This is a genomic window from Nitratireductor sp. WH36-1 (genome assembly GCF_058725515.1).
In genome coordinates this window covers 3,194,244-3,207,136 of sequence record NZ_CM178970.1, presented here as the reverse complement: position 1 = coordinate 3,207,136, position 12,893 = coordinate 3,194,244, and the positions used below count along the sequence as shown (strand labels likewise).

The 12,893-nt window shown below is 62.1% G+C and carries 10 protein-coding genes; 7 read left to right on the top strand and 3 right to left on the bottom strand.

The genetic code is table 11. The features are described 5' to 3' along the window. Positions 1-305: 305 nt before the first annotated feature. Complete coding sequence (locus tag AC4PTT_RS15545; RefSeq protein ID WP_492162619.1) at positions 306-1,061, bottom strand: glycoside hydrolase family 16 protein; 756 nt, start codon at positions 1,059-1,061, stop codon at positions 306-308. Between the two features lie 274 nt (positions 1,062-1,335). On the opposite strand from AC4PTT_RS15545, the gene AC4PTT_RS15540 reads away from it, so the two are divergent. The 4 genes from AC4PTT_RS15540 (at position 1,336) to AC4PTT_RS15525 (ending at position 6,212) form a co-directional block, all read left to right on the top strand. After that, on the top strand, positions 1,336-2,745 hold the full coding sequence (locus tag AC4PTT_RS15540) for a hypothetical protein (RefSeq protein ID WP_492161582.1): 1,410 nt from the start codon (positions 1,336-1,338) through the stop codon (positions 2,743-2,745). Beyond that, entirely contained in the window at positions 2,742-3,956 is a 1,215-nt protein-coding gene (locus AC4PTT_RS15535; RefSeq protein WP_492161581.1) for a polysaccharide pyruvyl transferase family protein, read from the top strand. The genes AC4PTT_RS15540 and AC4PTT_RS15535 overlap by 4 nt, the downstream gene beginning before the upstream one ends. Positions 3,957-4,333: 377 nt before the next feature. Further along, complete coding sequence (locus AC4PTT_RS15530) at positions 4,334-5,011, top strand: Crp/Fnr family transcriptional regulator (protein ID WP_224924748.1); 678 nt, start codon at positions 4,334-4,336, stop codon at positions 5,009-5,011. A 442-nt stretch (positions 5,012-5,453) separates the two neighbouring features. Then, positions 5,454-6,212 carry a response regulator transcription factor gene (locus AC4PTT_RS15525; RefSeq protein WP_113154468.1) on the top strand — a complete coding sequence of 253 codons (759 nt, stop codon included), beginning with the start codon at positions 5,454-5,456 and terminating at the stop codon, positions 6,210-6,212. 134 nt (positions 6,213-6,346) lie between these two features. Here the strand turns inward: AC4PTT_RS15525 and mtnA are convergent, their stop codons facing one another. Continuing rightward, positions 6,347-7,456 carry an S-methyl-5-thioribose-1-phosphate isomerase gene (mtnA, locus tag AC4PTT_RS15520; protein ID WP_492161580.1) on the bottom strand — a complete coding sequence of 370 codons (1,110 nt, stop codon included), beginning with the start codon at positions 7,454-7,456 and terminating at the stop codon, positions 6,347-6,349. Then, positions 7,453-8,718, bottom strand: coding sequence for an S-methyl-5-thioribose kinase (mtnK, locus tag AC4PTT_RS15515; protein WP_492161579.1), 1,266 nt, complete (start codon positions 8,716-8,718; stop codon positions 7,453-7,455). Before mtnK ends, mtnA begins: the two co-directional genes overlap by 4 nt. A gap of 212 nt (positions 8,719-8,930) precedes the next feature. Between mtnK and AC4PTT_RS15510 the strand changes: the two genes are divergently transcribed. From AC4PTT_RS15510 to AC4PTT_RS15500, 3 genes are read left to right on the top strand one after another with little or no spacing between them, the layout of a single operon-like run. Beyond that, positions 8,931-10,448, top strand: coding sequence for a sugar ABC transporter ATP-binding protein (locus tag AC4PTT_RS15510; protein WP_206545812.1), 1,518 nt, complete (start codon positions 8,931-8,933; stop codon positions 10,446-10,448). A 3-nt stretch (positions 10,449-10,451) separates the two neighbouring features. Beyond that, complete coding sequence (locus AC4PTT_RS15505; protein ID WP_222473835.1) at positions 10,452-11,519, top strand: ABC transporter permease; 1,068 nt, start codon at positions 10,452-10,454, stop codon at positions 11,517-11,519. Positions 11,520-11,559: 40 nt separating this feature from the next. Beyond that, on the top strand, positions 11,560-12,615 hold the full coding sequence (locus AC4PTT_RS15500; RefSeq protein ID WP_113154472.1) for a substrate-binding domain-containing protein: 1,056 nt from the start codon (positions 11,560-11,562) through the stop codon (positions 12,613-12,615). The last annotated feature ends 278 nt before the right edge of the window (positions 12,616-12,893 follow it).

Genomic DNA, 12,893 nt, shown 5'->3' with positions numbered 1-12,893 from the left:
GTAGACGCCCCGCCCGAAAAAGCCCGCGCCTATATTTCAAGCATCTGCAAATGCTCACTGTTTATAGTTGTGGCGCGGGAGAAAAATTGGTTCTCATGCCTTCAACGCCAAGACTTCCACGTGGGCGGCCAAAGAAACAGATGGCCATCTGGATGAGCCCCGCGCCGACCGGAGGTCTTAGGTTTTTACCCATCTAGGTCATTCGGCGATGGGTCCTGCGGGAGGGGGTGAAGGCCTATCCCAAAGCATTAAGCCCCGGGGCTCTGAGGGGGCATTTGCGGCTCCGGAAGGGCATTGGCCGCCCGTCAATCAAGGCGGTAGGCCCGCACATAGTCGACGATCATGTGCGAGGGGTCGGGGGCCTCGTCCTTCGTCGGTCCGTCCACCAGAGCCAGATTGAGCAGGATGTAGAGTGGCTGGCGATGCTCTTCCTGCGTTTTGGTCTTCCAGACGAATGTGCGGTCGAAATAGAAGCGGATCCAGTCGCGGTCGATCCTGACGCCATAGGTATGGAAGTCGCCCGGTCGCGCATCCTCAAAGACATTGTTGCGGTGAAAGCGCGAATAATGGCGTCCGTCGCGGTGCCAGACATGCACGACCGATGAATAGCCATCCGGCTTGTCGCCGTAGAATTCGATCACGTCGATCTCTGCGGTGGATTGCGAACGGTCCTTGCCGATCAGCCAGAAGGCCGGCCACACGCCGGGGCCGTCGGGCAGTTGCGCGCGCATTTCGAAATAGCCGTATTGCTGGGCAAAGCCGTTGCCCCTGGGGTCCATCGAGGCGAGCAGGCCGGATTGCCAGTCGCCCTCCGGATCGCGTTTTGCCTCGATCTTGAGCATTCCGTCTTCGATGCTGAAAGGCGTGCGCTGGCCGGGGTCGGCAAAGCGCGCACCGCCGAAATCGCCCGACCAGGGCGTATGCGCGATCCAGCGTGTGCCCGGTCCCCAGGCCGAAACGTCGAGACTTGTGAAATCCTCGTCGAACGACAGGCGCATGGCGTTAATGTCCAGCCGGTCGGCTTCTGTGCCCGGTTCGTCATTGGCGCTGGCCTTGAGCATGCCGAGCGTGAGGACCGTGGCAAACCCGAACACAAGGAACCGGCGTTTCGCCGAGATCCTTGATGCGCCAGAAGCGCGTGATGTATCTGAGGAAAACGGCAATGCGGCAACCTCCCGGACGGCAGATTATCACTGCATCCGCCAATCCCGGAATTCAGCCAATCGCGGTCCCACTGTCCATAAGAGGTATCCCTGAAACAGGGACGCTCCATTGCATGCGTGGTATCCTCAACCGGGTTTACGCCGCTTGTGCGGCTAAAGGGCGAGGCGCGCCATGCGCATCGAATTACTGGGTTTGTTGTCGCTTGTTCTCGGTGGGGTGGTTCTTTTGACACCGCCGCGCATGGCGTTCTACGTCATCGTCCTGTCCACGCTGTTTGGCGCTGCGGCAGCCTTTGGCGTGCCGGGTCTGGGCGGCGCTTCGGTGCTCGTGCCGAGCCTGCTTCTGGCCTTTTTCTGCCTGCGTCTCTTCATGGCGCATGGCGAGCGCCCGGTCTTCGCAGCCGTCTCGTCGTCTTCGCCCGGCATCTGGCTGCTTCTGCTCACGGTCTATGGTGTCTTTTCCGCGCTTTTCTTCCCGCGCATTCTTCAAGGCGTCACAGAAACGATGATCGTGCTGCGCTCTTCCGCAGGGCATCGGATCATCGACCTCACACCATTGTCGTTCTCCAGCAACAACATCACCCAAACGGTCTATGCGCTGGGCGGTCTTTTCTGCTTCGCCTTCACCTATGCCTATCTGAAACGCGGCGGCACGGCGCGGGATGTGGTGAATGCGATGCTGGTTCTGGCGGTCGCCAATCTCGTCTTTGCGCTGCTCGATGTCGTCACCTATCGCACGGGCACGGCCTATCTCTTTGATTTCATCCGCACGGCGAATTACGCGCTCCTGACCGGCTCGGAAAAAGCGGGATTCAAGCGGATTTCGGGCACCTTTCCCGAAGCATCGGCCTTTGCGGGCTACACCATCGTTCTCTTCGCCTTCACCGCCAGCCTGTGGCTCGACCGCATGCGCTCCATGACAACGGGCGTCATTGCGGGTCTTCTCCTCCTGGCGCTTCTTCTGTCGACCTCGACCACGGCGCTGGTGAGCCTTGCCGCCGTCATGGTCTTCCTGTCATGGCGCGCGCTGCCGGCAACCGGACCCCATGGCGTCACCGGTCGACCGGCGGCGATAGCGCTCGCTCTCCTCAGCGTTCCACTCTGCTTCATGCTTGTTCTGGTCTTCGCGCCGGGATTTGCCGATGGCGTTCAGTCGTTCCTCGACGAGACACTCTATTCCAAGCTCAGCAGCCAGTCGGCGCGGGAGCGCATGCAGTGGAATGCGGTTGCGTTCCAGGTCTTCCTCGATACCTGGGGCTGGGGTGCGGGGCTCGGCAGTGCGCGCGCTTCCAGCTATGCGCTGGTTCTCCTGTCCAATGTCGGTCTCATCGGCGCGATCCTGTTTGCGCTGTTCGTCGGCAACACGCTGATGCTGCGCAGCGATGCCGGGCGCTATGAGCGGGCCGCCACGCGGGCGGCAAAGGCCGGCGTGTTTGCCGGTCTCTGCGAGGCCATGATTTCAGGCACCGTCTACGATCTGGGGCTTTTATTCTTCATCCTTGCCGGTTCTGCCGCCGCCCTGCGCAGCGAGCCGGTGGCGGCCGGAGCCGGCAGCAGGGCCCGTCTGGAGACGGTCTCGTGAGGGTCGTGGTCTTCAATGTGCGCTACAGCCCCAATCTGGGGGACGGCATTCTGGCCGAATGCCTTGAGCGCGAGCTTGCAAAGGCCCTGCCGGGCGCTGAGGTCGAGACGGTGGATCTTGCCGGGCGCGACGCCTATGGCGCTGCGGACAGCCGGCGCTTCGGTGTTCTGCGCCTGTTGGGGGCGATGCCCGGGCCGGTGCGCCGCATGGTCGTGGAGCGCGTGCTTGGCCGCCGTCTGGCGGCGCTGCGCCCGGTCTGGAAACGCAGGATCGAGAGCGCAGATTTCGTTGTCATCGGCGGCGGCAATCTCTTTCAGGACGACGATCTCAATTTTCCGCTGAAGGTCGGGCAGGTGCTGGACCTCTGCCGGGAGACGGACACGCCGGTGGGCGTCTTTGCCGTGGGCGTCAGCAGCCACTGGTCGCCGCGCGCGGCGACGCTGTTCGGTCGCCTGCGGGAGTGCCGGGTCTTTCATGCATCGGTGCGCGATGCGGGCGCTTTGCAGAACTGGCAGGCGCATTTTTCCGACTGGCGGGATGCGAGCCTCGCGCCCGACCCCGCATTGACGGTGGAGCGGGCGGAACATGCGCATGGGCATGTTCGCCGGGTCCGCCCGCTGGTCGGCCTGTGCGTCACCCATCCGGTCGTTCTGCACCGGCATGCAAGCGGCGGGACGCACGCCATTCCGCTGGCTTCGGTCGCCAGCTACCGGGCGCTGTCCGGGCAACTTTTGAACGCGGGCTGCGATGTGGTGCTCTTCACCAATGGCGCGCTGGAGGATCAGGCTTTTCTGGAGCGGGTCCGGCTTGACCTTCCCGAGACCGACGGGCGCATGACGGGGCGGTGCGGTGTTGTCGCGCGGCCATCATCTCCCGACGAACTGATTGCCCTCATCGGCAGTCTCGACGGGCTCGTGGCCCATCGGCTGCATGCCTGCATCACGGCCTATGCACTGGGCATTCCTGCCGTGGGGCTTGGATGGGATCAGAAGGTGAAGGGCTTCTTCCGGCTCACCGCCCGTGAACCCTTCTTCGTTTCAGCGCACCAAGAAGATGAAGCAGCCATCGCGAAGCGCGTGCTGGCGGCGCTGGAACAGGGGATTGACCCGGAAACACACCGTCTTTGCGTTGCCGGAGCACGGGGAGCGGTCCTCAGACTCACGCGCGACATGAAGATGCCGGCACCCGCCGCGGATCGCGCTTCTGCGTGATGCTTCGCTGTAAATCGGCGTGCGAATTGGTAAATCCGGCCCTCAATCGAAGAAATAATCATTATTCGGTGAAATTGGGGCTGGCTGACATATTTGTGATTAGGGCAGAATACCATGTTAATTAGAGACTTATCCGCGTGTCTCCTGATCGTGGGGCGGGGTCTGCGACTGCGAAAGCAGTTTTATGGAACCGGGTTTGCGAACAGGGCGTTTAGTTCGTGGTTAGAAGCCACATGACTGCCTCTGGTCGACATACCGGTCAGCCTGGTGGCCAGAAGTGGCGCAAAGAGCGGGGAAGTATGCGGGCTCGGGGCTCCGATAATTATAGAGAAATACTGCACTACCTGGAGGCTGAGACGGCGCGGGGCCTGTTTGGAATGGGCGCTGGCAAGGCAAACGGCTCGGCTCTGCGAAAGCGTCTTTACGCGAGTGGCGACACGATTGCCGACATGGATGGGCAAAAGCGCGCCGTTCTTCTGGTCGTTTCGGGCTGGGTGGCAAACGGAAAGGAGCTGGAAGACGGCTCCAGAACCGTGGTCGATTTCTCGTTGACCGGTGACGTGATCACCGTGGGATCAACCGAGTGGTCGCGTGAGGAAGTGCGGGCGCTGACATCGGTGACGCTTTTCGAATTTCCCGGTGCGATCTACGAAAACCTTTCCACCTATCCCCGGCATGTGCGCGAGTTCGTTCTCAAGGGCATGGCCCGGCGGTACGCCCGTGCGGCCGAGCATTTCGTGAATATCAGCCGCCGTGGCGCATTCGAGCGGGTGGCGCATCTTCTGCTCGAACTGTCCTTCCGTGTCGGCCTCTATGAGGGGCAGGGAGCCAGTTCCTTCGCCTGTCCGCTTACCCAGGTCGATCTGGGCGATGCGCTCGGCCTTTCGGTGGTTCACGTCAATCGCGTTCTGCGCAAATTGCGCGAGGGCGGGTACGTGTCCTTCCGGGGCGGGGTGGTGACGTTTCAGAACCGCGCCGGCCTGATCACGGCCACCGGCTTCGACGATGCCTATCTGGCTCTTTCCGATGCGGATGCCGCGCCTGTGGATAACTGACCCCTCGGGCACTCACGGAAGGGGTATTCGCGCGGCTCCCATAATCGTGATTGCCGCAATGCGAAGCGCATTTGATATAATCAGTATTAGACTTCAGATGTATGCGCCATATGCCCTGTGCGGAGCGCAGTGGTTGTGAAATGAAGAGAACCAAATTCGCGAATGGCGCGAATTTATCATCTGATTACAGCTTTAAGTATCTATTTTGCAAGTATAATCATTTTGAATGATTCTTTAAATGCATTGATCCATGTTAATGCAAATTATCCCCAATTGTGAGGATAATAAATCTCCAAGTGATAGTCCTGATGGAAGCCTCTTGGGGAGGTTTCATTCTGCCGATAGTTCATCGGCGGGGCGGGCGGGGTGTGCAAACAATTAATATAGCGCTTTTCCGATGTCACTGGGGCTTGGTTTGAGTGAGTGTTGGGGAGCATTTGAAATGGAACAGGCAAAGGTAGGACATAGCAGTGATTTACACGGGATCATGAATGCGTCCGGCGGTGCACTTGCGGCATCGTCACGAAAGGACTGGGACGCAGCGGACAAGGACGCTGATCGCGAACTTGTTCTTTTGATTGATCCCCGGGTGCTGGACCGGGAATGCCTGGCCCGCAGCCTGGAAACACAAAATCCTTCTCTTGAAATTGTTGCAGTCGGTTCTTCGGAAGAATGGCACAAGGCCTCCGGAGGACGTCATCCAGAGGCCGTTCTCCTGATTGTCGGGAGCCGCAAGATTTCCGAACAGGGGATCTGCGCGGAAATTCATGACCTGGCCGAGGAATTCGAAGAACAGCCGGTGATCGTGATCGCCGATACGGATGATCTGGGACAGATCCTCAAGGCGCTGGAAGCCGGCGCGAAAGGCTATATTCCGAGCAATGTCGGGGTCGATGTCGCCGCCGAGGCGATCCTTCTGGCCCGGGCAGGCGGTGTCTTCGTGCCGGCAAGCGGTGTGCTTGCCATGCGCGATGTCATCAACTCGAACAGCAGTCGTGTTGTCGGGCTTGGCAATCTGTTCACTGCCCGCGAAGCCGAAGTGGCGGAAGCGCTCCGGCGCGGCAAGGCGAACAAGATCATCGCCTATGAACTGCAGCTCTGCGAGAGCACCGTGAAGGTGCACATTCGCAATATCATGAAGAAGCTGAACGCGACCAACAGAACCGAGGTCGCCTACAAAATTCGCGAGATGCAGGCCTGACGGACTGCGCGCTAATTCAATGCCAGACTGGGGCTGACCGTGAGGTCAGCCTTTTTGTTTGTTTTGGTCCGGTTTGGCGGAAAACGATTCAAAATCAGCGCATTTCAGGCCATTTCTGAATCGTTTTCTGAAATTCATGCAGCGTCTGCATTCGCCCGTTCAGGGAAGAGTTTCGCTAGCCCTTCGGGCGAGGCGTCGGCAATGCCGCGCTCGGTTATCAGGCCAGTCACAAGCCGCGCCGGCGTCACGTCGAAGGCCGGGTTTCCGGCGGGCGTCGCGTCCGGCGAAATGCGCACCCGGCGCACCTGGCCGCTCTCGTCCTTGCCCCAGACAAGCGAGACTTCGTCGCCCGAGCGTTCTTCAATGGGGATCTCCTTCACCCCGTCGCGCACCGTCCAGTCGATGGTGGGCGAGGGCAGCGCGACATAGAAGGGGACGCCATTGTCGCTTGCCGCCAGCGCCTTCAGATAAGTGCCGATCTTGTTGCACACATCGCCATCGGCGGTGGTGCGGTCGGTGCCGACGATCACCATGTCGACCATGCCATGCTGCATCAGATGTCCACCGGCATTGTCCACCACCAGCGTGTGCGGCACGCCGTGGCCGGCCATCTCCCAGGCGGTGAGCTGTGCGCCCTGATTGCGCGGGCGTGTTTCGTCCACATAGACATGCACCGGAATGCCTTCTTCCACCGCGTGGTAGATCGGCGAGGTGGCGGTGCCGAAATCGACGGTGGCGAGCCAGCCGGCATTGCAGTGGGTGAGGATGTTGACCGTTTCGCCGGGCTTCTTGCGCGCGGCGATTTCGCGAATGATTTCGAGCCCGTGGCGGCCGATGCTGCGGTTGAGCTCGACATCCTCGTTGGCGATCTCGGCAGCGCGTTGGTAGGCGGCGTCGGCGCGTTCGCTTTCGGGCAGTTTGCCCAGAAGGCCGCGCATCTCATCCAGCGCCCAGCGCAGGTTGATGGCCGTGGGCCGCGTTTCGTGCAACGTTTCCCAGACCGCATCAAGGGCCGCGTCGGATGCGTCCTCGCGCATGCGCAGGGCGACGCCATAGGCGGCGGTGACGCCGATCAGCGGTGCGCCGCGCACCCACATGTCGCGGATCGCGGTGGCGATGCCGTCAACGGTGCTGACGGTTTCCACGCGCAGCTCATGGGGCAGCCAGCGCTGGTCGATGAGATCGACGGACCAGCCATCCTCGTTCACCCAGATGGTGCGGTAGTGCTTGTCTGCGACCTTCATGACAGTTTCCCCTGGTCCAGTGCCTCGGCCAGCCGATCAAGCTCGGCCAGCGATTGAATTTTGTTCCGGTTGACGACGATGTGCCGGCCGAATTTGAGCGCTGCCGTTTCGCAGGAGGCGCGCAGATCTTCGTCGGCGATGTCCTCGAAATCGGCATTGTGGGCAAGGCCCAGAATGCGGCGGTGCATCTCGATGCCGGCAAAGCCCAGCATGTCGGTCCACAGATCGTGAATGACATGGTTGAGCGCCTGTTCGGCGGCGAGCCCATCGTCCTGATCTTCATAAAGGGCTGCCTGATAGAGCATGCCGCCGCGTTCCGTGCGCCACAGATGGGCGAACTCGTCGCGGAACGTGTTCCATGTCTCGTCGATGACGCGCAGGAGATAGGCGCGCATGGAGGCGCGGCTGCCATTCTGCTCGTGCCCGCGCTGCGAGAAATAGGCCATCCAGTAATTAGCGATCAGCATGCCCACGTCGAAGGCCATGGGACCGTAGAAGGCAAATTCCGGATCGATGATGCGCGTGTCGTCGGGCGTCACCATGACGGAGCCGGAATGCAGGTCGCCATGCACCATGGTCTCCGCCCGCGAGGCGAAGGCGTGCTTCATGCGCTGGGCCTCGACCTTCAGGTCGCGGTCGGCGCGAAGCTCTTTCACCACCGCGTCGAGACCCGGCGTGTGCCGGTTCATCGGCGCTTCGAAATAGGGATCGGAGAAAACGAGGTTTTCGGTGATGTCGCAGAGTTCGACATTGTCGGAGAAGAGCGCGAGGTCGGCCTTGCGTTCCGATGCCTTCATGGAAAGGTCGGAGCCGCGGAACAGGGTGCGGGCCATGAACAGGCCGAGATCCCGGCCGATCTTCGGCAGCTCCTGGCCTTCGATGAGGGCGCGGCGCAGGATGATGTGCGGCGACAGGAACTCCATGGCGATCAGCGCCTGCGTCTCATCGAAATAATGGATGGCGGGCACGGTGCCGGGCGCGCGCTGCTCCTGGCGGGTGAGTGCGTGATATTCGAAGAAGGAGCGCTTCAGCGGCAGGGGCCAGCTGTCGCCGACGAGCCGCACATAGGGAAGCGCCTGCTTGATGATGAGCGTTTCGCTGCCGCCCTCGACGATGAAGACGAGATTGAGATTTCCGTCGCCCACCTCGCGGACATCCCAGTCCGTGGGCGCACCGCCAAGCCGGTCGGCGATTTCCGGGATGCTGCCCAGGCGCGCCGGCAGGGTTTCCACCGTCAGGGCCTCAAAGGCGTTCTCTTTCATGTCTCTGTCTCCTCCCGTTCGCGCCGGTGCGCGCAAATCATGGCGTTCGCTCCTCATCCGCCCGCCATCGCCTTCTCCCGCACGCGGGCGAGAAGGGCGATGGTCTTCATGTTTGCACCACCGGTTCTGACGTCACGCTACCAAGGCTCTGTCATTTGTCAATCATGTTGACAAATGCTTGTTACCTGTTAGCGTCACCTTGGGAGGAGAGCATGGGCGACACCGCGATTTTTCGCATAGCCGGCCTGACCAAGGCGTTCGGACCCAACGCCGTGTTGCGTGGAGTGGGGCTCGACCTGCGCGCCGGCGAGGTAACGGTTCTGATGGGCGCCAACGGCGCCGGCAAGTCGACGCTCGTGAAGGTCATGAGCGGCGTTCACCGCGCCGACCGTGGCGTGATGATGCTGGGCGACAGGCCCTTCTCTCCTGCCACCCCGGCAGAAGCGATGCGTGCCGGCGTGGTGACGGTGCATCAAAACATCAATGACGGTGTGGTGGGCGCGCTCGACGTGGCCAGCAATCTGGTGCTCGACCGGCTGAATGGCGCGGGCAGCGGCTTCTTCTTCAACCCACGAAAGGTGCGGCGCGAAGCGCGTGAGGTGGCCGAGCGCATGGGGCTCGGGATCGACCTCAGCGCCGAGGTGACCGACCTGCCGCTCGCCGACCGCCAGATGGTGGCCATTGCGCGCGCCATGGCGCATGAACCGCAGGTGATGATCCTCGATGAGCCCACCTCTTCGCTTTCAAGCAATGAGGCAGAACGGCTCTTTGCGCTGATCGACCGACTCAGGGCGCGCGGCGTCGCCATTCTCTACATTTCACACCGCATGTCGGATATCCGGCGTCTGGCCGACCGGATTGTCAGCCTGCGCGACGGGGCCATTGTCGGGCAGTTCGATGAAAAGCCGCTCGACTATGAGGGCGCGGTCAATGCGATGCTGGGCCAGAATCTCGGCCTGCACAGCATTGATGCGCGGGCTGCCGGGGCGCCGGTTTTCTCGGCCCGCGATCTGCGCATCGCACCGGGCGCAAAGCCGCTTTCCATGGAACTGGGCGCGGGCGAGGTGGTGGCGGTAACGGGGCTTGTGGGCGTCGGCAAGACGCGGCTTGCCGAAACGCTGTTCGGCATTCATGCGCCGCTTGCCGGCTCCATGCAGCTCGATGGCCGGGCCTATGCGCCCAGGACGCCGGCCAGCGCGATCAGGGACGGCGTGTTTCTTGTCGCCAAGGACCGCGCCTCCACCGGCATCGTGCCGGAATTCAACATCTACGAGAATATGAGCCTGCCGTTTCTGCCGCGCTTCTCGAACATGAGCGTGACGCGGCGGCGGGCTGAACGGCAGACCGCGCGCGAGCAGATTGCGGATCTCAAGATCGTGTGCCGCTCCGAGCGCGACGATCTGGCGACCCTTTCGGGCGGCAACCAGCAGAAGGTGACGGTGGCGCGCTGGCTGACACAGCCCTCGCGGCTTCTGATCCTGGACGAGCCGTTTCAGGGCGTGGACATTGCCGCGCGTCATGACATTGCGGCCAAGCTGCGCGAAAGCGCCCGCGACCGCGCAACACTGGTCTTTCTGACCGAACTGGACGAGGCGCTGGAGACGGCGGACCGTATCCTCGTCATGTCCGAAAACACGATTGTCGGCGAGCATCGCAATGCCGACGTGGATATGGACCGGCTGCTGGCCGAAGTTGCCGGCCAGCGACTGGAACCCGCAGGGAGCGTTTAAAGAATGGACAGCCGTACGGCGGACAAGACCCCGGTTGAAACCCCGGCTGAGGCGCTGGCGCAGCCGAAAGACGGCCGCTCGCTGCGCGAGCTGGCAATCCGCTATGGCTTTTTGAGCCTGCTTGTGGGGCTGATCATTTTCTTCTCGCTTGCGACGCGTGGCTTCACCTCGCCGCAGGCGGCGGTCTTCATCCTGCAATCCGTTTCGATCACCGGCATTCTGGCGCTCGGCGTGACGGCGACGCTGGTGGTGGGCGGCTTCGACCTTTCCATCGGCTCCATCGCCACAAGCTCCATGATGGCGGCGGCCTATGTGATGGTGGTGCTGGAGCAGAACGCACTGGTGGCGGTTCTGGTGTGTCTCGCCATCGGCGCGCTGGTCGGGCTGATCAACGGTTTGATCATCTGCTATATGCGCGTGCCCGATCTTCTGGCGACGCTCGGCATGATGTTCCTGCTGATCGGTCTGCAGCGCATTCCGACCGAAGGGCGCTCCATCGCAACCGGCATGACGCTGCCCGACGGCTCGACCGCCGAGGGCACGTTCAGCCAGGCCTTTCTGGCGCTCGGGCGGCACCGGTTCGATCTCTTCATGGAGAACCTCGTGCCGGCCTCGGTGGTGGTGCTGATCGTGCTGGCGATCCTGATCTGGTTCTTCCTCGAATACACGCGGTTTGGCCGCATGATGTATGCGGTGGGATCGAATGCGCGCGCTGCGGAGTTTGCCGGCGCGCCGGTCAAGGCCTACCGCATCTGGGCCTATGTGATCTCGGGCGTCTTCGCCTCCATCGGCGGCATTCTTCTGGCCGCGCGCCTTGGGCGCGGCGACATCGCATCGGGCAACAATCTGCTTCTGGATGCGGTGGCGGCGGCGCTGATCGGTTTTGCGGTGCTGGGTGCAGCCAAGCCGAACGCGTTCGGCACGGCCATCGGGGCGCTGTTCGTGGGCGTGCTCCTGCAGGGGCTCACCATGATGAACGTGCCGTATTACACGCAGGATTTCGTCAAGGGCGCGGTGCTCGTCATCGCTCTGATCTTCACCTTTGCGCTGCTTGGGAGGAATGCCCGGTAGCGCCCGTTCAAAAGCAAACAGGCAGTGGAGGAGAAAGAGTATGGAAATTTCACGCAGACTTCTGGGCAAGATGGCCGTGGCGCTGGCCGGCGCGACCATGCTTCTGCCGGCAGCCGCCGGCGCACAGGACAAGCCCGCGCCGTTCGACAATCCGGGTGATGTGGAGATTGCGCTGGTGCGCTATCTTTCCACGGGCGACTTCTTCCAGGCTTATCTTTCGGGCGTGGAAAAGCAGTCCGAGGCGCTGGGTGTGAACCTGCGCGTGCTCGACAGCCGCCAGGACGCCGCGCTTCAGGCCGACATGGTGGATCAGGCGATTGCGCTTGGCGTTGATGGCATCATCATCCAGCACGGCCTGACCGAATCCATGAAGGAAGCCGCCCAGCGCGCCGTCGATGCGGGCATCAAGGTCGTGGCCTTCGACGTGAATGTTGAAAATGATGCGATCCCGCAGATCGAGCAGTCCGACCGGGATCTGGCGCGTCTGGCGCTGGAGCAGGCCGTTGCCGACAATGGCGAAGCGTGGAAGGCCGGCTATGTTTATGTGGCCGGCATTGCACCGCTCGACCGCCGCGACGAGACCTGGCGCGAATTCAAGGAAAAATATCCGGGCATCGAGGAAGTGGCGCAGTTCGGCACGCTCGACAATCCGATCGCCAACTCGGTCGCCAATCAGGCGCGCTCGGTGGTGACGGCAAATCCGGACATCCAGGTCATGTTCGCGCCCTATGACGAGTTCGCCAAGGGCGTGAAGATCGCCGTGGACGAGGCCGGCCTTTCCGATGGCATCAAGATCTATTCGGCTGACGTTTCGACGGCCGATATTTCGGCCATGCGTGAGCCGGGCAGCGCCTGGGTTGCCACCGCCGCCACGAACCCTGCCGTTGTGGGCGAGGTTTCGGTGCGCGCGCTCGCCATGCTTCTGGCCGGCGAGGAGCCGGGCAAGAGCGTCATCGTTCCGCCGACGCTGATCACGCAGCAGGCGCTCAACGACGGCGACATCAAGAACATGGACGATCTGTCGGCGAAGATGCCGCAGTTTGCCCATGCCGATGTGGCGGTGCCGGACTGGATGCCGCTGCCTGCGCGCGACTGAGGCAGTGTGTGGGGTGGAATGGAAAGGGCGGCTTGCGGGCCGCCCTTTTTGTTTGCGCGGAGATGGTGGTGCGTGCCTTTTCCTCCGCCCTTCGACAGGCTCAGGATGAGGGAAAGGGCAGGGGGACGTATGGCGGCTTGAAGGGTGGGGGCATGTTTTGTGATGACACCGCGACGAAAGCCCTCATCCTGGGCCTGTCGAAGGGCGAGGGCGGGATGGCGGGTGCGATGCTGTGAGCGTTGGCGTGCGCCCCTCATCCGCCTGCCGGCACCTTCTCC

Excerpts from the sequence above, each read along its gene's own strand:
- mtnK (WP_492161579.1), bottom strand. The coding sequence starts at position 8,718 with ATGAAAGAGAACGCCTTTGAGGCCCTGACGGTGGAAACCCTGCCGGCG.
- AC4PTT_RS15500 (WP_113154472.1), top strand. The coding sequence starts at position 11,560 with ATGGAAATTTCACGCAGACTTCTGGGCAAGATGGCCGTGGCGCTGGCC.
- AC4PTT_RS15540 (WP_492161582.1), top strand. The coding sequence starts at position 1,336 with ATGCGCATCGAATTACTGGGTTTGTTGTCGCTTGTTCTCGGTGGGGTG.
- AC4PTT_RS15525 (WP_113154468.1), top strand. The coding sequence starts at position 5,454 with ATGGAACAGGCAAAGGTAGGACATAGCAGTGATTTACACGGGATCATG.
- AC4PTT_RS15510 (WP_206545812.1), top strand. The coding sequence starts at position 8,931 with ATGGGCGACACCGCGATTTTTCGCATAGCCGGCCTGACCAAGGCGTTC.
- AC4PTT_RS15530 (WP_224924748.1), top strand. The coding sequence starts at position 4,334 with ATGGGCGCTGGCAAGGCAAACGGCTCGGCTCTGCGAAAGCGTCTTTAC.
- mtnA (WP_492161580.1), bottom strand. The coding sequence starts at position 7,456 with ATGAAGGTCGCAGACAAGCACTACCGCACCATCTGGGTGAACGAGGAT.
- AC4PTT_RS15545 (WP_492162619.1), bottom strand. The coding sequence starts at position 1,061 with ATGCTCAAGGCCAGCGCCAATGACGAACCGGGCACAGAAGCCGACCGG.
- AC4PTT_RS15505 (WP_222473835.1), top strand. The coding sequence starts at position 10,452 with ATGGACAGCCGTACGGCGGACAAGACCCCGGTTGAAACCCCGGCTGAG.